The organism is Microbispora sp. ATCC PTA-5024 (genome assembly GCF_000511135.2).
Lineage (GTDB): Bacteria > Actinomycetota > Actinomycetes > Streptosporangiales > Streptosporangiaceae > Microbispora > Microbispora corallina.
This window is the reverse complement of sequence record NZ_KI866528.1, coordinates 40039-57598: the sequence shown is the minus strand read 5'-3', so window position 1 is coordinate 57598 and position 17560 is coordinate 40039. Positions and strand designations below refer to the sequence as shown.

Sequence of the window (17560 nt, the reverse complement as noted above, 5' to 3'; positions counted from 1 at the left end):
GGCGCGGTGCCGGGCAGGGCCGGTCCGCCGGGCCGGCGCGATCTCCGCGCCGGCCGCCGCTTCGGGGGGAGCCGCTGTCATGCGGTCACCAGCTAGGACAGGACAGCCCCGCGGCCTGTGACAGCGTCGGGGAGAGTACCTGTCAGGTCACGGCCCGAACCGCGGTGATCTTGGCGGGGTTCATCATCCACAGCACCTGGTCGACGCCCTGCTCGGAGACGTGGACGGTGACGACCGCGAACACCTGCCCGTCCCGGCTCAGCAGCGCGGAGGTCTGGCCGTTCGTGCTCGCCCACGTCACGTCGACGCCGGTCCAGAAACGGCTGGCGAACGCCCTGACATACTTGGCCACCCGCGACGCGCCCACCACGGGGATGCGCGAGGCGCGCACCGCGCCGCCGCCGTCGGAGTAGCTGACCACGTCCGCGGCGAAGATCTCCTCCAGCGTGGCCAGGTCGCCGGCCCGGGCGGCGGCGACGAAGGCCGTCAGCAGCCTGCGCTGCTCGGCCTTCGTCACGGGCGCCCGGCGCTCGGCCCGCACGTGCCGGCGGGCCCTGCTGACCAGCTGGCGCACCGCCGCCTCGCGGAGCCCGACGATGTCGGCGATCTGCCGGTAGGGGTAGTCGAACGCCTCCCGCAGCACGTACGCCGCCCGTTCGGTGGGCGACAGCCGCTCCAGGAGCAGCAGGACGGCGAGCTCCAGCGCCTCGCCGCGCTCGGCGCCGAGGTGCGGGTCCGCGCTGGTGTCGACCGGCTCCGGCAGCCACGGGCCGACGTACGTCTCGCGGCGGACGCGTGCGGACTGGGCGGCGTTGATGGCCAGCCGCGTCGTCACCGTCGCGAGGAACGCGGCGGGGTTGTCCACCGCGGCGCGGTCGCAGCCCTGCCAGCGCAGCCACACCTCCTGCACCAGGTCCTCGGCTTCGGTGGCGCTGCCCAGCATCCGGTACGCGATCCCGAACAGGCGCGGCCGGACATTCATGAAGACCTCCGCGGCCCGGTCGATCCCGCCCGGACCGCTCGACCCGGCGTCCGCCACCGCCATCGCCCCCCTGCCTCGTCCGTTCCACGGCTCGGCCCCCGCGTTCCGCCCGCACCCGTCCGCGGCCGGAGCGAGTACGGGACGGGCCCGCGGGCCGGGAGCGCGCCAGTTCCTCCGGTGTACGCGGGACGGCGCCGGCCACGTGATCGCGTGGTGCCCGCGATGAACACGGATCATCGCCACCGGGCGGGCGGCGAGCTCCACGGGCCCGGCCGGCCTCGCGGCGGCGAGGCGCCCTGCGAGCGGCAGGATGCCCGGGACGGGTGCGTACCCCCGGCGTCGCGCCCAGGTCCGGTGGCGGCGTTCCCACCACCGTAACCCCGCGGCCCGGCAGGGGATGGACGACCCGGACGATGCCGGGGGACCGCCGGCCTCCGGGGGTCAGGCGCGCGCGAGCCAGTCGGCGTACCGGGTGGGGGCCGTCACGGCGCCGGCGGGGGCGATGATGGCGTCGCCCGAGACCGCGGCGAACATGCCCGCCACGTCGTCGGCGACGACGACCCGGCTGTCGCCCTTGGCCGCGAGCGTGATCCTGCCGAGCTCGTCGAGGGTGAAGACCTCGGGACCGGCGACGTCGCGGACGCCGTTCAGGGGTGCGCCCACGGCGACCTCCGAGACCGCGGCGGCGACGTCCGCGGCGGCGATCGGCTGGATCGGCGTGCGCGGCAGGCGCACCGTCTTCTCGTCGCCGGTCCAGGACATGATCGCGTCGACGAACTCCATGAACTGGGTGGCGCGCACGATCGAGAACGGGACCTCGCCGGCCCGCAGCACGTCCTCCTGGAGGACCTTCGCGCGGTAGTAGACGAGGCCGGGCACCTGGTCGACGCCGACGATGGAGAGGATGACGAAGTGCCCGACGCCCGCCTTCGTGCTCGCGGCGACGAGGTTGTCCATCGAGGTCTGGAAGAACGCGGGCGAGGCGTCGTCGAACGTCGGGGAATTGGTGAGGTTGACGACGACGTCCGCGCCCGCCACGGCGTCGTCCACGCCGGCGCCGGTGATGACGTCCACGCCCGTGGACCGGGAGTGGGGCACGGCCTCGTGACCGGCCGCCGTGAGGTTCGCGACGACCTGCGAGCCGATCAGGCCGGTTCCGCCGAAAACTGCGATCTTCATGATGAGCCTCCCACACAGGTTCGAACGAGGTGTTCGCCGCCGACTATACCCGGACAAGAATTGTCCGAGATCGGGGGGCCGATAGGGTGGCAGGGTGAAGATGTCTGCGGGGGTGGAGTGGGCGCTCCACTGCTGCGTCGTACTCACGTCCGTCGCGGAGCCGGTGCCGGCCGCCCGGCTGGCGGAGCTGCACGATGTGTCGCCGACCTACCTGGCCAAGCAGCTCCAGGCGCTCGCGCGAGCCGGCCTCGTCCAGTCGGTTCAGGGGAAGTCGGGCGGCTACGTGCTGACCCGCTCCCCGGCGGCCATCACCCTGCTCGACGTCGTCGAGGCCATCGACGGACCCGACCCGGCCTTCGTCTGCACGGAGATCCGCCAGCGCGGCCCCCTGGCGGCGCCGCCCGAGCGCTGCGCCACGCCCTGCGCGATCGCCCGCGCGATGGCCGCGGCCGAGTCGGCCCGGCGGGCCGCGCTGAGCTCCGTGACCATCGCCGACCTCGCCGGACAGGTCGAGATCGACAGCGGCGCGGGCACCTTGAAGACCGTCGGCACCTGGCTCGGGAACGACCTCCCGTAACAGCCGCACCCGGCCGCGCGACGCCGTTGCGGCCCGCACTCCCCCTCCGTTCCGGCCCCTTCCCCCCGCCGTGCCGGCCGCACTCCCCGCCACTCCGGCCGCACTCCCCGCCACTCCGGTCGCGCGACCGCACGCGGTCGCTATCGCTATAGCGCTTCGTATAGCGCTATATTGTTACCTATAGCGTAACGAGAGGAGAGCTCATGAGCGCGACCGTTCCCGCTGTGGTGGACAGGTACTTCGAGGCGGACGCACGCCGCGACATCGACGCCATCGTCGGGCTGTTCACCGGCGACGCCGTCGTCGTCGACGAAGGTGAGACCCGGCGCGGCACCGCGGAGATCCGGGCCTGGCAGGAGGGCCCGGCGTCCCGCTACCGGTACACGACCGAGGTGCTCGGCGCCGAGGTCCTCGACGCCGGCGACGTCCTGGTCACCGGACGCCTGACGGGCGACTTCCCCGGCGGCTCGGCGGAGCTGACGTGGCGCTTCACCGTGGCGGGAGACCGCGTCAGCCGGCTGAGGATCACGCCGTGACCGCGGCGGGAACGCCGGCGAGGACCTGGTTCGTCACCGGGGGAACCCCCGGCGGTTTCGGCATGGCCTACGCGGACGCCGCGCTGGCCGCCGGCGACCGCGTCGCGCTCACCGCGCGCCGCCCCGGCGAGCTGCGCGAATGGGCGGCGCCCCACGGCGACAGGGTGCTCGTCCTCCCTCTGGACGTCACCGACGGCGAGCAGGTCCGGCGGGCCGTGGCCGAGGCGGAGGGTCGCTTCGGCGGCATCGACGTCCTGGTCAACAACGCGGGCCGCGGATGGTACGGCTCGGTCGAGGGCATGGACGAAGAGGCCGTCCGCAGGATGTTCGAGCTGAACTTCTTCTCGGTCCTGGCCGTGACCCGAGCCGTGCTGCCGGGCATGCGGTCGCGCCGCCGCGGCTGGATCGTCACCATGTCCTCGGTCGCCGGCCTCGTCGGCACGGCCGGCTTCGGCTTCTACACGGCGGCGAAGTACGCCGTCGAGGGACTGACGGAGGTGCTGCGCCGGGAGGTGGCCCCGCTGGGCATCAAGGTGCTCACGGTGGAGCCGGGCGCGTTCCGTACGCGGGCCTACGCCGGCTTCGCCGGCGAGCCCATCGAGGAGGACATACCGGACTACCGCCCCATGCTGGAGTCCGTACGCGCCGCCATGATCGGCCAGGACGGCAGGCAGGCCGGTGACCCCGTGCGCGGGGCGCGTGCCGTGGTCGCGGCCGTCGGCCGGGACGACCCGCCCAGGCGGATCGTGCTGGGAGGAGCGGGGTACGACGCGGTGACCGCCCACCTGGAGGCCGTGCTCGCCGAGCTCCGGGCGCAGGAGGCCGTCGCCCGCGGCGCGGACTTCCCGGAGCCGAGAGCCGGAGGCGACGCGCCGGCCTGACATTCCGGGCCGTAGTCTCGTCGATCCCGTGACGGCTGACGCGACGAGGAAGGCGGCACGATGACCGACGAGCCCGATCCGAGCCTGAGCGCGATCATGAGCGAGCGGCGCGGGCTGATCAACCTCGCGTACCGCCTCCTCGGCTCCCTGGCCGACGCGGAGGACGTGGTCCAGGAGACGTACGCCCGCTGGTACGCCATGTCCGGACCACAGCGGGACGGCATCGGCTCCCCCGGCGCCTGGCTGACCACGGTCGCCAGTCGCATCTGCCTCGACCTGCTCGGCTCGGCGCGGGCCCGGCGCGAGAGGTACGTGGGCGAATGGATCCCCGAGCCGCTGCCCGACCCCGCGGAGTGGGCCACCGGGCCGGCGGGCGGCGGCGCCGACCCGGCCGACCGGGTCACCCTCGACGAGTCGGTCACCATGGCCTTCCTGGTCGTGCTCGACTCGATGACCCCGGCCGAACGTGTCGCGTTCGTCCTGCACGACGTCTTCCGCTACTCCTTCGCCGAGGTGGCCGAGATCGTCGGCCGTACGCCGGCGGCCTGCCGTCAGCTCGCGTCCTCGGCCCGCCGCCGCCTGGGCCCGTCGCAGGCTTCCGCGACCTCGCCGGCCCGGCGGGCGGGGGTCGTGCGGGACTTCAAGCAGGCGTGGGAGGCCATGGACATCGAGACCCTCATCGGCCTCCTCGACCCCGACGCCACGGCGACGGGCGACGGCGGCGGCCTCGTCAGCGCCGTGCTCCGTCCCATCGAAGGCGCCGAGCAGGTCGCCCGCCACATCCTCGCCATCGCCGGCAGGGCACCCGGCCTGACGATCCTGGAGCGTACGGTCAACGGGCAGCCCGGCCTGGTCGCCCAGCAGGACGGCGTCACCGTGACGGTGGCGGCGTTCGAGGTCGCAGGCGACCGGATCACGCACATCTGGGCGGTACGCAACCCGGAGAAGCTCCGGCCGTGGACGTCGGAGTCGTCCTTCTAGGTGCGTCCACCGGCGGAGTCCGGCACCGCCCTCCACGCGCCGACGCTCGCCCCCGTACGACCCCTGGACGCTCAGAAAATCGGACATTCAGGGATATATCAGTCATAAATGGCATACCGGTGCTCTTACATGAACAATAAGGCATCAAACAGCGTAGATCGCCGTTTATCGCTCATTCGATCCGGTAATTATTGGATCGCGGGCGATGGCCGCTTAACGGTCATCGAGCGACATTCTTCGCTAATCAGGCACTTGATCCTCTAGAGGGGACACCTAATGCCCAAGCTCACGAAGGTCATCGCCGGACTCGCCGTCAGCACCGCGCTCGCCGGTGGCGCCCTCGCCGCGACCGCCACCGCGGCCGCCGCGACCACCGCTCCCACGGAATGGGGTGGGGTCGGCGGCTTCAACTCCTTCGGGGACAACTGCTCCGACTGGGACGACATCACCTGGAACCTTTTCGTCGCCGGAAACGCCTGTCCGGACTTCGACGACTCGGTCTTCTAAGAAACCGGCCCGATTCGCCGCTCGGACCGCTCGCTGAGCATCCTCCTCGCCGGCCCTCGCCGGCGAGGGGAACGGCGGGACGAGCCGCGCACGGTGCTCCTGGAGAACCCCGGCGGCCTCGCCCCTTCGCATGGAGGGGCGAGGCCGCCGCTTCGCGTGTCCGGCCTTCGCCGCAGGCGGGTGTGGGCCGGGCGGGGGGGCGCCGCGTTACCGTGGTGTCGTATGAGCCAGTGATACGCGCGTCGGGGGAGCGAAGATGATGGTCACCGCTCGAGAAGTGAAAGATCGCGTGATCGGCGCTCTGAACGATCACGATCTCGAAGCAGTCAAGCGATGCTTCGCCCGGGACGCCGTCTACGTCGGACCGGTGGGCACGGCCGAGGGGCACGAACAGATCGGATGGTACTTCGAGCATCTGCTCCAGGCCTTTCCCGATCTGCGTCTCACCCCCTGGTGCAAGGTCCCCGTCTGTGATCCGGCCGTCTCGGCCGTCTCCGAGTACGTCATGACCGGCACACATCTCGGGCCGTTCCTGCTGCCCGGCGGGTCGGCGCTGGAGGCCACCGGGAACCGCATCGCGGTTCGCGCCGCCGGGCTGTGCACCATCGAGAACGGGCTGATCGTCAGCGACCGGGACTATTACGATCAGCTCGAGCTGCTCAGCCAGCTCGGCCTCTGCCTGCCGGAGCCCGTCGCCTGACGGCCCTCACCCCGGCCGGCCGGACGGGCAGGCCGCGGCTGAACGGGGTGGCGCGGCGGTGCACACGGCGGTGCGGCGGCTGGCGGCGGACGCGAGGGGCGGGCGCCGTGCGGAAGCGCCGCTTGGCGACCTCCACGAGCGCCAGGTAGACGACCAGGACGACGGCGATCACGGCGAGGATCGCCGGCGGGACGGGCGCGAGCCCCAGCTCGGACGCGAACGGCGTGTACGGCAGGGCGACTCCGGCCGCCACCACGGCCCCCACGGCGATCACGAGGGCCGTGGCCGGGCGGCTTCGCCAGAACGGCGTGCGCCGCGTCCTGACGATGAAGATCACCAGGGTCTGGGTGGCGAGGGACTCCACGAACCAGGACGCGCGAAACAGCGGCGGCGCGGCGTGGAAGGCCCGCAGGAGCAGCGCGAACATGGCGAGGTCGAACATCGAGCTGAGCGGCCCGAACACCAGCATGAAACGGCGGATGAGCCCGAGGTCGAAGCGCGCGGGCCGGGCGATCTGCTCGGGGTCGACGGCGTCGGCCGGGATGGCGAGCTGGCCGGCGTCGTACAGCAGGTTGTTGAGCAGGACCTGGCTCGGCAGCATCGGCAGGAAGGGCAGCACCGCCGAGGCGGCCGCGGCGGAGAACATGTTGCCGACGTTGCTGGCCGTCCCCATGAGGAGGTACTTGACGGTGTTGGCGAAGATCCGGCGGCCTTCCACGATGCCGTCGGCGAGCACGCCCAGGTCCTTCTCCAGCAGGACGACGTCGGCAGCGTCCCTGGCGACGTCGGCCCCGGTGTCGACGGAGATGCCGACGTCCGCGCGGTGCAGGGCGAGCGCGTCGTTGACGCCGTCGCCCAGGTAGGCGACGTCGAGGCCGCCGTTTCGCTGGACGCCCACGATCCTGGCCTTCTGCTCGGGGCTCACCCGCGCGAACACCGTGGTCGCCGGCAGGGCGTCCGTCAGGGCGGCGTCGTCCAGCCGCTCGACCTCCTCGCCGGTCAGCACCCCGGCGACGGGCAGGCCGATCTTCCCGCACAGGCCGGTCGCGACGGCGGGGTGGTCGCCGGTGAGGATCTTCACGGTGATCCCGAGCGCGGCCAGGCGCCGGAGCGCCTCCCCCACTCCGGGTTTGGGCGGGTCGCTGAACACCAGGAACCCGGCCAGGTCGAGGTCGGACTCCACCAGTTCGCGGGCCCCCGGACGCGTCGCGACCGCGACGAGGCGGGCGCCCTCGGCGAACAGCCGCTCGGCGAGGGCCCTCGACTCCTCCGGCACCTCCCTGCAGCGGGCCAGCACCGCTTCCGGGGCGCCCTTGACGATGGTCAGCGACTCACCCGCGGGGTCCTCGACCAGCACCGACGCCATGCGCCGCCCGTGGTCGAACGGCTTGGCGTCGAGCCGCCGCCAGCTCTCCGGCCTCCACTCCCCCATGGCCGCGCCCGCACCGCGCGGGCCTGCGTTCAGGGTGCGGTCGAGGGCGTCGTGGAGGGCGTCGTCGAGCGCCCCGGAGCCGGGCGGGTCCGCGCACAGCACCCCGAGGCGGAACGGGCCGCGGGGGTCCCCGGGGTCGGGGGTCCCGTCGGGGCGGACGGCCTGGCGCAGGGCGATCCCTGCCTGGGTCAGCGTGCCGGTCTTGTCGGTGAACAGCACCTCGACGTCCCCGAGGTCCTCGATGGCGACCAGGCGTTTCACGAGCACCTTCCGCCGGGTGAGGCGGCGGGATCCGGTGGCGAGGCCGGTGGTGACGACGGCGGGCAGCAGTTGCGGGGTGACGCCGACCGCGATGGCGAGCGAGAACAGCATGGCGTCGAGCAGAGGACGGCCCATGACCAGGTTCGTGGCGAACACCCCGGCCGTCAGCGCCGCGGCGACCGACACCAGCAGTCCGGAGAACCGGCGCAGCCCGATCTGGAAGGCCGTCTCCGCGTGCCGTTCGCCGAGGCCGGCGGCGATCGCGCCGAAGGCCGTACGGGCCCCGGTCCCGGACACGGTCCCCGTGCCGGTTCCCGCCGTGACGACCGTGCCCATCAGCGCCGTGTCGCCCGCCTTCCTGCGTACCGGCAGCGACTCCCCGGTCAGCACCGACTCGTCGCATTCGAGGTCGCGGGCCTCGGCCAGCTCCACGTCGGCGGGGACGACGGCGCCCAGCCTCAGCTCGACCACGTCGCCCGGGACCAGCTCGGTGACGTCGCGCTCGACCAGTGCGCCGCCGCGCAGCACGCGCGCCCGGCTGCGCAGGTGCTCGTGCAGCGCCTCCACCGCCCGCTCGGCGCGGTACTCGTTGGCGAAGCCCAGCCCGACGCTCAGGGCGACGATCACGCCGATCACCACCGCGTCGGTCCGCTCCCCGACGAAGAACGACACGGTGGCCGCGACCAGCAGCAGCATCAGCAGCGGGCTGCGGAGCTGCCGGAGCAGCACGGCGACCGGGCGCGCCCGGTGGCTGCGCACCGCGTTGGGGCCGGCCTCGGCCCGGACCGCCGCGGCCTGCTCGTCGGTGAGCCCCGTCATGGCCGGCGTCTTGGCCGGTGTCACGGCCGGTGTCACGGCCGGCCCAGATCGCAGGCGATCGCGGACAGGACGGCGGCGCCCAGCGCCATCGCCCAGCCGGCGGGCGGCAGGGGCACCAGGGCGAGCGGCGCGCCCAGCGCCGGGATCGCCGTCACGAGCGCCTGCAGCCCCGCGGTGGCGGTCACCGCGACGAACACGGAACGGCCCCGCCACCAGCCGCGCTCGAAGGTCCGGCGGCGGGCCCTGACGACATAGGCGAGCGTCAGCCGGGCGAGGACGAGGGCGAGCACGGCCTGGGTGCGGACCTGCTCCTCGCTCCAGCCGAGGCGGCGGGCGGCCTCGACGGCCGCGAAGACGAGCGCGCCGACGGCCGCCGCGCGCAGCGCGACGCGGGTCAGGACCGGCCAGGAGAGCAGGCCGCCTGCGGGCGGGCGCAGAGCCAGCGGGTCGCCGGCGGGCCGGTCGACGCCGAGCGCGATCGCGGGGATGCCGTCCAGCACCAGGTTGATCCACAGCAGCTGCACGGGGAGCAGCGGCACGACCAGGTCCGGCCAGGCGACCAGGCCGGTGAGGACGATCAGGATCTCCGCGAGGTTGCCGGTGAGCAGGTATCCGATCATGGAGGCCACGTTGTGGCGCAGCCGGCGTCCTTCGCGCACCCCGGCGACGACGGTGCCGAGATCGCCGGTGGTGACGACGACCGCGGCCGCCTCCCGGGCCACGTCGGTCCCCTCCTCCCCGGCCATGGCCACCCCGACGTCGGCGTTGCGCAGGGCGGGGGCGTCGTTCACGCCGTCTCCGGTCATCGCGACGACCTGGCCGTCCGCGCGCAGGGCGCGCACCAGGTCGAGCTTGGTGACGGGGTCGACGCGGGCCAGCACGGCCGCCTCCCGCAGCAGGGCGAACCGTCCGGGACGGTCGCCGCCGCGGAGAGCCTGGAGGTCGGCGCCCGTCACCACGGGGTCGGCGTCGATGCCGACCTCCTCGGCGATGGCGCGGGCCGTGTCGGCGTGGTCGCCGGTCACCATCACCACGCGGATGCCGGCGGCGCGGCAGTCCGCCACCGCACGCGACGCCGAGGGGCGTATCTCGTCGCGCAGCGCGACCAGGCCGAGCGGCCGCAGGTCCACGGCGTCCAGGTCGGCGGTGTGGCTCTCGGCGAGCGCGAGCACCCGAAGTCCCCGGTCCGCCAGGCCTGGTACCGCGCGTGCCAGCCGCTCGGTCCCCGGGCCGGGGACGCACCGGGCGAGCACCGTCTCCGGGGCGCCCTTGACGGTCAGCAGGGGTCCTTCCGCGCCGGTCTCCACCGCGGTGACCACGGCCATCGACCTCGTCCCGGCGTCGAACGGCCGGGCGGCCAGGCGTTCCTCGCCGGGCGGCGGCCGCACCCCGTGCCACTCGGCGGCCGCGGCGAGGGCGACGTCGACGGCGTCCCCCAGCCCGTCCCTGGCGTCGTTGCAGCGCAGAGCGGCCTGCCAAAGGTCGCTTCCCGAGGCCGCGACGTGGTCGGCCACGGTCAGGTGGCCGGTGGTCAGCGTGCCCGTCTTGTCCGTGGCGATGACGGTGGTCGCGCCCAGCGCCTCGATGGCGGGCAGCCGCCGGACGATCACACCGAGCCCCGCCATGCGCTGCGAGCCGAGCGCGAGCGCGGTGGTGACGGCGGCGGCCAGGCTCTCCGGCACGGCGGCGATGGCCAGCGCCACCCCGGCCAGGATGATGTCGAGAAGCGCCGCCTCGCCCCGCCGGACCCGGGACAGCCCGATCAGGATCATCACGACGCCCGCGACGACCGCGACCAGGCCGATCCGCCGCGACACCTGGGCGAGCTCCGCCTCCAGCGGGCCTTTGACGCCGCCCAGCGCGGAGGCGATGCGCCCCATCTCGGTGCGGGCGCCGGTGCGGGTCACCTCGGCCACGCCCGAGCCGCGGACGACGAGCGTCCCGGCGAACAGCTCGTCATGGCGATCGGCGAGCATGCCGCCCGGTGCGCCGGCTCCAGAGGCCCGCTTGACGGACGACAGCGACTCCCCCGTGAGCATGGACTCGTCCACGCCCAGCGCGTCGGCCCTCAGCAGCCGCGCGTCGGCGGGGACGCGGTCTCCGGCCGCGACCCGCACGACGTCGCCCGGCACGACCTCGGCGGCGGGGACCCTCCGCACGACGCCGTCGCGGACCACCGAGGCCATGGGCGCGGTGAGGGTCCGCAACGCCCGCACGGCGTGGTCGGCCCTCGTCTCCTGGCTCACGCCGATGACGACGTTGACGAGGAGGATGGTCAGGATGGCCGCCCCCTCGGGGACCTCGCCGAGGACGGCCAGGGTGACCAGTCCGGCGACCAGCAGCAGGATCGACATCGGATCGGCGAGCTGGCGGGCGGCCCGGACGGGCACACGCGGCGGTCTCGGCTGGGGGAGCTCGTTCGGCCCGCACTCGGCCAGCCGCTCCGACGCCGTCTTCTCGCTCAGCCCGGCCGGCTCCCGCACGGTGACGTCCATGGCGCAAGCAGATCACCCGGACGTGCCCGCGCGCCGCGGGCCAAAGGCACCCGGCCGGGGGACCTTCGGCCCACGCCGCCGCGCGGGCGGGGGCGAGCTGTGCGCGCGTCCCCGGAAACCCTCCGGCCGTCACCCGGCCATGCGGGCGGCCATCTCGACGAGCCGGTTGGCGTAGCCCCACTCGTTGTCGTACCAGCCGAAGACCTTCGTCAGCTCGCCGTCCGCCTGGGTCAGCGCGGAGTCGAACACGCAGGACGCGGGGTCGCCCACGATGTCGCGGGACACGAGCGGGTCGGTGCTGTAACGCAGGACGCCCTTCAGCTCCCCGTCCGCGGCGTCGGCGAAGGCCCGGTTGACCTCCTCCACCCCGGCCGGGCGGGCCAGGACCACGGCGAGGTCGGTGAGCGAGCCGTCCTCCACGGGGACGCGCAGCGCGACGCCGTCCAGCCGGCCGGCGAGCTCGGGCAGCACCTCGCCGACCATCCGGGCGGCCCCGGTCGTGGTCGGGACGATGTTGACGGCCGCCGAACGGGCCCGGCGCGGGTCCTTGTGCGGGGCGTCCAGCAGCCGCTGGTCCGCGGTGTACGCGTGCACGGTCGTCATGAAGCCGTGGACGACGCCGAAGTTCTCGTGCAGCACCTTCACCATCGGCGCGACGCAGTTGGTGGTGCAGGAGGCCATGGAGACGATCCGGTGGAGGCGGGGGTCGTAGGCCGCGTCGTTGACACCGGGGACGATCGTCACGTCCACGCTCCTGCCGGGGGCGGAGATCAGCACGCGGCGGGCGCCGGCCTTGATATGGCGGGCCGCGTCCTCCCCCGTACGGAACCTGCCCGTGGCCTCGACGACGACATCGGCGCCGTATCCGGCCCAGTCGATGTGGGCCGGGTCGCTGTGCGCGGTGACCGGGATGACGCGGCCGTCCACCTCGATGGAGGAGGCCGCCGACGTCACCGGCACGTTCAGAGGGCCGTGCGTGGAGTCGAATCTGAGCAGGTGGGCGAGCGTCGCCGCGTCCGCGAGGTCGTTGACGGCCACGACCTCGATGCCCATCGGCAGCGCGCGCCGCAGCACCGCCCTGCCGATCCTGCCGAACCCGTTGATGCCGATCTTCATGGTGGTCCTCCCGGAGAGTTGGCGGTGCCGCCATCGTCCGCCGCCGCGATCAGGCGGCCGTAGAGGCGTAGGTGCCGGGAGGACGGGAGTAACAGCCCACCGCGACAGGGCCTTCCGCCCGGCCTCGGCCGGCGAGCGTCCCGGCACCGGCCCCCGGTCAGGCTCGGCCGGCCCATGCCGCGGGCGTTCCGCCGCCAGCGTGGTGAGACCTTCGGTCAGGCTCGGCCGGCCCAGGCGGCGAGCGTCGCGCCACCGGCGTGGTGGCGCATGCGGGCCAGCGACTCGCGCTCCAGCCGGGACATCCACGCGCTCGGCACCCCCACCGTCGCGGCAGTCTCTTGCCGGGTGTGCTCGGTCGCTCCGTCGAGGCCGAACCGCAGCCGTACGATCAGCGCCTGGCGGGGCGCGAGGGCGGCCGTGGCCGAGCGGAGCGCGCCCGCCAGCGCGGCCTGCTCCAGCGCCGCCTCCGGGCAGGCCCAGACCGCGTGCTCGACGGCTTCGCTCCCGGAGGACGGCCCGGAGAACGGAGGGCCGCCGGCCGGCCGGGCGTCGAGGGCGACGCAGTCCCGCGCCAGCAGCCGCCAGGCCAGCACGCGGTCCACCGGCCGTCCCAGCTCCTCGGCCAGGCGCTGCGCGGACGGGACGTGACCCGTCTCGCCGGTGAGTCTCTCCTCGGCGCGGGCCAGCCGGTGCATCTCGTCCCGCACGTGCCCGGGGATGCGGATGAGCCCGCTCGTCTCCCGCCCCTTCTGGATGGCCTTGCGGATCCACCAGGCGGCGCAGGTGGAGAAGCGGAAGCCGCGGCTGTGGTCGAAGCGGTCCACCGCCTCGATGAGGCCGAGGTTGCCGTCCTGGATCAGGTCCGGAAGCGACGCCCCTCTGTGGTGGTGCCGCTTGGCGATCGACACGACCAGGCGGAGGTTGGCCCGGATCAGATGGTCGCGTGCCCGCAGGCCGTCGGCGGCCACGGCCTCCAGGTCGTCCGCGTCCGGCCGGCCGGGGTCCTCGCCGAGCAGATGGCGGGCGTACACGCCCGCCTCGATCCGCCGGGCCAGCTCGACCTCCTCCCCCGCGGTCAGCAGCGGGGTCTCGCCGATGCGGGCCAGGTAGGTGTCCGGCGGACCGGGCGGGAACGACCCCCGGCCCTGTCCCTGCTCGTCCACGCCTCACCCCTCCGTCCGTGACTCGTGCCCGCAGTCATGAGACCGCCCGGCCCGGCGCGATGTGCAGCGGCGAAGGTCCCGTCGCGCCGGGGCCTACGTCCCGCGGGCGGCGGCCGATCCGAGGTCCTTCGGCGGTACGTCCCGCCCTGCCGCACCGGAGTTCCCGGGTGTGGGCTTGACACGTCGGCATCGAGACAAGGAGGTCACGATGAACCTCGTGGAGCGGAGCCAGGGCCGGTTCCTCTTCCCGGAGCTGCTGGAGCTGCTGGAGAGCCCCGTCTTCGGGTTCCGGCCGTTCGGCCAGGTCATCAGGGTGGAGGACTTCGTCGCGGACGGCAGGTACGTGCTGCGGGCGGAGCTGCCCGGCATCGACCCCGACAAGGACCTCGAGGTGACCGTGGGGCACGGAGTGCTCCACATCCGGGCCGAGAAGGCCAGGGAGGTCAAGGACGCCAAGGAGCCGCGCCGCTCCGAGATCGCCTACGGGGCGTTCTCGCGCTCGGTCACGCTCCCCCCGACGGCCGAGACCGAGGACGTCACGGCCGCCTACAAGGACGGCGTCCTGGAGATCACGGTCGGGCTGAAGGAGGAGCACGCGGCCGAGGGCCGCAGGGTTCTCGTTCGGCACTGACCGAGGGACGGGCCCCCAAGGCCACCGGGGGTCCGTACGGGACGGGCGCGGGCCGGGCGGGCCCCCGCCCGTCCCCGTGCCGCACGCGTCCGGGATGACTTTGGTCCCCGTGATCGGTGACCTCCGCTCGGAGAAGGCGGGCGGAGGCAGGGCCGACAGTGGAGACGAACCGACGAAGGAGACAGCGATGACGGTCACACAGGCACGGGAACAGGCGACCGCGCACGTGGCATGGCGGGGCTTCCGCGGTGCGGCCTGGCGCGGCCGGGTGGACGTGCGGGACTTCGTCCAGGCCAACTACACCCCGTACGAGGGCGACGAGTCGTTCCTGGCCGGGCCGACCGAGCGGACCCGCGCGGTGTGGGCGGAGGTGTCGGACCTGTTCGGCGAGGAGCGGCGGCGCGGCGTCTACGACGTGGACGCGGCCACGCCCTCCTCGATCACCTCGCACCGGCCCGGCTACATCGACTCGGACAAGGAGCTGATCGTCGGCCTGCAGACCGACGCCCCGCTCAAGCGGGCCATCATGCCCAACGGCGGGCTGCGGACGGTGGAGAACGGGCTGGCCGCCTACGGGTACAGGCTCGACCCGGCGGTCCGGGAGATCTTCACCCGGTACCGCAAGACCCACAACGACGGCGTCTTCGACGCCTACACCCCGCAGATCCGGGCGGCCCGCCGCGCCGGGATCATCACCGGGCTGCCCGACGCCTACGGCCGCGGCCGCATCATCGGCGACTACCGCCGCGTCGCCCTGTACGGGGTCGACCGGCTGATCGAGGCCAAACGCGCCGAGCAGCGCTCCCTGGACGACCGCTTCTCCACCCCCGACGTGATCCGCGACCGGGAGGAGCTGGCCGAGCAGATCTACGCCCTGCACGAGCTGAAGCGGATGGCCGCCTCCTACGGCCACGACATCTCCGCCCCCGCCGGCACGGCGCGCGAGGCCGTCCAGTGGCTGTACTTCGGCTACCTCGCCGCGGTGAAGGAGCAGAACGGCGCCGCGATGTCGCTGGGCCGGACCTCCACCTTCCTCGACGTCTACCTGGAGCGCGACCTCGCCGAGGGCCTCATCACCGAGCGGCAGGCCCAGGAGCTGGTCGACGACTTCGTGATCAAGCTGCGCATCGTCCGCTTCCTGCGCACCCCCGAGTACGACCAGCTGTTCTCCGGCGACCCCACCTGGGTGACGGAGTCGATCGGCGGCATCGGCGCGGACGGCAGGCCGCTGGTCACCCGCACCGGCTACCGCTACCTCAACACCCTGCGCACCCTCGGCCCGGCCCCCGAACCCAACCTGACCGTGCTGTGGTCGCCCCGGCTGCCCGAGCCGTTCAAGCGGTTCTGCGCGGCCCTGTCCATCGAGACCAGCTCGATCCAGTACGAGAGCGACGAGCTGATCCGCCCCCGGTATGGCGACGACGCCGCCATCGCCTGCTGCGTGTCCGCCGCCCCCGTCGGCACGCAGATGCAGTTCTTCGGCGCCCGGGTCAACCTCGCCAAGGCCCTGCTGTACGCGGTCAACGGCGGCCGCGACGAGATGACCGGCCGGCAGATCGGCCCGGCCTACCCGGCGCTGACCGGCGACGTGCTCGACTACGACCAGCTGGTCGCCGCCTACGACCGGATGCTCGACTGGCTCGCCGCCACCTACGTCAACGCCCTCAACGTCATCCACTACATGCACGACAAGTACGCCTACGAACGCCTCCAGATGGCACTGCACGACTACCCGGTCAAACGCACCCTCGCCTGCGGCATCGCTGGCCTGTCGGTCGCCGCCGACAGCCTGTCGGCCGTCAAGCACGCGACCGTCCGGGTGATCCGCGACCAGACCGGCCTCGCCGTGGACTACGAGGTCGAGGGCGACTACCCCGCCTACGGCAACAACGACGACCGCGCCGACGCCATCGCGGTGGACCTGGTGCGGTCGTTCATGGACAAGATCCGCCGCCACCCGTCTTACCGGGGCGCCGAGCACACCCAGTCGGTGCTCACCATCACCTCCAACGTGGTGTACGGCAAGCACACGGGCAACACCCCGGACGGGCGCAGGGCCGGCACGCCGTTCGCCCCCGGCGCCAACCCGATGAACGGACGTGACCGGCACGGCCTGGTCGCCTCGGCGCTGTCGGTCGCCAAGCTCCCGTACGACCAGGCGCAGGACGGCATCTCGCTGACCAGCACCGTCACCCCTGAAGGGCTGGGCCGTACGGCCGAGGACAGGGTCGCCGACCTGGTGGGCGTGCTCGACGGCTACGTGGACGCGGGCGGCTTCCACATGAACGTCAACGTGCTCGACCGCGCCACGCTCGTCGACGCGATGGAGCACCCCGAGAAGTACCCCCAGCTCACCATCCGGGTCTCCGGCTACGCCGTGAACTTCGTCCGGCTGACCCGCGAACAGCAGCAGGACGTGATCGACCGCACCTTCCACGGCGCGCTGTGATGCGGGACAGGCCGCTGGACGACTCCACCATCCGGCTCCGCCAGGACGCCGCCGCCGAGCTCCGCCAGGCGGAGCCGGCGGCCGGCGGCGGCGTCATCGAGTCGTGGGACCTGTCGGTCGGCGTGGACGGCCCCGGCACCCGCTTCGTGGTGTTCACCTGCGGCTGCCCGCTGCGCTGCCTGTACTGCCACAACCCGGAGACCTGGCGGATGCGCGACGGCCGCCGGGTCACGGTGGACGAGGTCATGGCCGAGGTGGACCGCTACCGGCGGTTCATCTCGGTCGCCGGCGGCGGGGTGACGGTCAGCGGCGGGGAGCCGCTGCTGCAGCCCCGGTTCACCGGCGAGGTGCTGCGCCGCTGCCACGACAGCGGCCTGCACACCGCGCTGGACACCTCCGGCTTCCTCGGCGAGCGCGCGAGCGACGCCCTGCTGGCCGACACCGACCTCGTGCTGCTCGACGTCAAGTCGTCCGACCCGGAGGGCTACCGGCGGCTGACCGGGGGAAGCCTGGAGCCGACCCTGCGCTTCGCCCGCCGGTTGGCCGGCCTCGGCCGCCCGGTCTGGGTGCGGTTCGTCCTGGTCCCCGGGTACACCGACGCCGAGGAGAACGTGGACGGCCTGGCCCGGTTCGTCGCGACGCTCGGCAACGTCGAGCGCGTCGACGTGCTGCCCTTCCACCGCATGGCCGCCGGCAAGTACGCCCGGCTCGGGCTCGTGTACCCCCTGGCCCACGTGAGGCCGCCGGACGGCGCCCTGCTGCGGCGCGTGCACGCCCAGTTCGCCGCGCACGGCGTCACCAGCGTCTGAGCCGGGGTCTGAGCCCGGTCCGCGCCGGGGTTTCAGCCCTGC

At 73.5% G+C, this 17560-nt stretch carries 15 protein-coding genes; 9 read left to right on the top strand and 6 right to left on the bottom strand.

What is annotated here, in order from left to right:
* Positions 1-142: 142 nt before the first annotated feature.
* Together MPTA5024_RS37220 and MPTA5024_RS37215 are read right to left on the bottom strand one after the other, a co-directional pair.
* Positions 143-1045: an RNA polymerase sigma-70 factor gene (locus MPTA5024_RS37220; protein ID WP_036333127.1), complete on the bottom strand. Its 903-nt coding sequence runs from the start codon at positions 1043-1045 to the stop codon at positions 143-145.
* A 378-nt stretch (positions 1046-1423) separates the two neighbouring features.
* Positions 1424-2161, bottom strand: coding sequence for an SDR family oxidoreductase (locus MPTA5024_RS37215; protein WP_036333125.1), 738 nt, complete (start codon positions 2159-2161; stop codon positions 1424-1426).
* 100 nt (positions 2162-2261) lie between these two features.
* On the opposite strand from MPTA5024_RS37215, the gene MPTA5024_RS37210 reads away from it, so the two are divergent.
* The 6 genes from MPTA5024_RS37210 (at position 2262) to MPTA5024_RS37185 (ending at position 6343) form a co-directional block, all read left to right on the top strand.
* Complete coding sequence (locus tag MPTA5024_RS37210; protein ID WP_036333639.1) at positions 2262-2738, top strand: RrF2 family transcriptional regulator; 477 nt, start codon at positions 2262-2264, stop codon at positions 2736-2738.
* A 203-nt stretch (positions 2739-2941) separates the two neighbouring features.
* Positions 2942-3274 (top strand): YybH family protein, encoded by a 333-nt coding sequence (locus tag MPTA5024_RS37205; RefSeq protein WP_036333124.1) that lies wholly within the window; start codon positions 2942-2944, stop codon positions 3272-3274.
* Positions 3271-4155, top strand: a complete 885-nt coding sequence (locus MPTA5024_RS37200; protein ID WP_036333122.1) for an SDR family NAD(P)-dependent oxidoreductase — start codon at positions 3271-3273, stop codon at positions 4153-4155. Before MPTA5024_RS37205 ends, MPTA5024_RS37200 begins: the two co-directional genes overlap by 4 nt.
* Before the next feature lie 60 nt (positions 4156-4215).
* The gene (sigJ, locus tag MPTA5024_RS37195) at positions 4216-5136 is read left to right on the top strand and encodes an RNA polymerase sigma factor SigJ (RefSeq protein WP_036333120.1); all 921 of its coding nucleotides are present in this window, start codon (positions 4216-4218) and stop codon (positions 5134-5136) included.
* 276 nt (positions 5137-5412) lie between these two features.
* Entirely contained in the window at positions 5413-5643 is a 231-nt protein-coding gene (locus MPTA5024_RS37190) for a hypothetical protein (protein WP_036333118.1), read from the top strand.
* Positions 5644-5899: 256 nt separating this feature from the next.
* Complete coding sequence (locus MPTA5024_RS37185) at positions 5900-6343, top strand: ester cyclase (RefSeq protein ID WP_198167646.1); 444 nt, start codon at positions 5900-5902, stop codon at positions 6341-6343.
* On the opposite strand, the gene mgtA is transcribed toward MPTA5024_RS37185, so the two are convergent.
* The 4 genes from mgtA to MPTA5024_RS37165 all read right to left on the bottom strand — a co-directional run bounded on the left by mgtA (position 6303) and on the right by MPTA5024_RS37165 (position 13629).
* Complete coding sequence (mgtA, locus tag MPTA5024_RS37180) at positions 6303-8855, bottom strand: magnesium-translocating P-type ATPase (RefSeq protein ID WP_198167645.1); 2553 nt, start codon at positions 8853-8855, stop codon at positions 6303-6305. The genes MPTA5024_RS37185 and mgtA overlap by 41 nt on opposite strands.
* Before the next feature lie 32 nt (positions 8856-8887).
* A complete protein-coding gene (locus tag MPTA5024_RS37175) occupies positions 8888-11350 on the bottom strand; it encodes a cation-translocating P-type ATPase (protein WP_036333116.1) in 2463 nt (820 codons plus the stop codon).
* Positions 11351-11479: 129 nt separating this feature from the next.
* A complete protein-coding gene (gap, locus tag MPTA5024_RS37170; protein ID WP_269750671.1) occupies positions 11480-12613 on the bottom strand; it encodes a type I glyceraldehyde-3-phosphate dehydrogenase in 1134 nt (377 codons plus the stop codon).
* A gap of 68 nt (positions 12614-12681) precedes the next feature.
* Positions 12682-13629 (bottom strand): sigma-70 family RNA polymerase sigma factor, encoded by a 948-nt coding sequence (locus MPTA5024_RS37165; RefSeq protein WP_051459150.1) that lies wholly within the window; start codon positions 13627-13629, stop codon positions 12682-12684.
* A 208-nt stretch (positions 13630-13837) separates the two neighbouring features.
* Between MPTA5024_RS37165 and MPTA5024_RS37160 the strand changes: the two genes are divergently transcribed.
* The 3 genes from MPTA5024_RS37160 to pflA all read left to right on the top strand — a co-directional run bounded on the left by MPTA5024_RS37160 (position 13838) and on the right by pflA (position 17518).
* Complete coding sequence (locus tag MPTA5024_RS37160) at positions 13838-14260, top strand: Hsp20/alpha crystallin family protein (RefSeq protein ID WP_036333112.1); 423 nt, start codon at positions 13838-13840, stop codon at positions 14258-14260.
* Between the two features lie 187 nt (positions 14261-14447).
* A complete protein-coding gene (gene pflB / locus MPTA5024_RS37155) occupies positions 14448-16709 on the top strand; it encodes a formate C-acetyltransferase (RefSeq protein ID WP_036333110.1) in 2262 nt (753 codons plus the stop codon).
* Complete coding sequence (gene pflA / locus MPTA5024_RS37150) at positions 16709-17518, top strand: pyruvate formate-lyase-activating protein (RefSeq protein WP_084370323.1); 810 nt, start codon at positions 16709-16711, stop codon at positions 17516-17518. The genes pflB and pflA overlap by 1 nt, the downstream gene beginning before the upstream one ends.
* The last annotated feature ends 42 nt before the right edge of the window (positions 17519-17560 follow it).

Excerpts from the sequence above, each read along its gene's own strand:
- MPTA5024_RS37210 (WP_036333639.1), top strand. The coding sequence starts at position 2,262 with ATGTCTGCGGGGGTGGAGTGGGCGCTCCACTGCTGCGTCGTACTCACG.
- MPTA5024_RS37215 (WP_036333125.1), bottom strand. The coding sequence starts at position 2,161 with ATGAAGATCGCAGTTTTCGGCGGAACCGGCCTGATCGGCTCGCAGGTC.
- MPTA5024_RS37160 (WP_036333112.1), top strand. The coding sequence starts at position 13,838 with ATGAACCTCGTGGAGCGGAGCCAGGGCCGGTTCCTCTTCCCGGAGCTG.
- MPTA5024_RS37175 (WP_036333116.1), bottom strand. The coding sequence starts at position 11,350 with ATGGACGTCACCGTGCGGGAGCCGGCCGGGCTGAGCGAGAAGACGGCG.
- MPTA5024_RS37185 (WP_198167646.1), top strand. The coding sequence starts at position 5,900 with ATGATGGTCACCGCTCGAGAAGTGAAAGATCGCGTGATCGGCGCTCTG.
- pflA (WP_084370323.1), top strand. The coding sequence starts at position 16,709 with ATGCGGGACAGGCCGCTGGACGACTCCACCATCCGGCTCCGCCAGGAC.
- mgtA (WP_198167645.1), bottom strand. The coding sequence starts at position 8,855 with ATGACGGGGCTCACCGACGAGCAGGCCGCGGCGGTCCGGGCCGAGGCC.
- MPTA5024_RS37190 (WP_036333118.1), top strand. The coding sequence starts at position 5,413 with ATGCCCAAGCTCACGAAGGTCATCGCCGGACTCGCCGTCAGCACCGCG.
- MPTA5024_RS37220 (WP_036333127.1), bottom strand. The coding sequence starts at position 1,045 with ATGGCGGTGGCGGACGCCGGGTCGAGCGGTCCGGGCGGGATCGACCGG.
- MPTA5024_RS37205 (WP_036333124.1), top strand. The coding sequence starts at position 2,942 with ATGAGCGCGACCGTTCCCGCTGTGGTGGACAGGTACTTCGAGGCGGAC.
- pflB (WP_036333110.1), top strand. The coding sequence starts at position 14,448 with ATGACGGTCACACAGGCACGGGAACAGGCGACCGCGCACGTGGCATGG.
- sigJ (WP_036333120.1), top strand. The coding sequence starts at position 4,216 with ATGACCGACGAGCCCGATCCGAGCCTGAGCGCGATCATGAGCGAGCGG.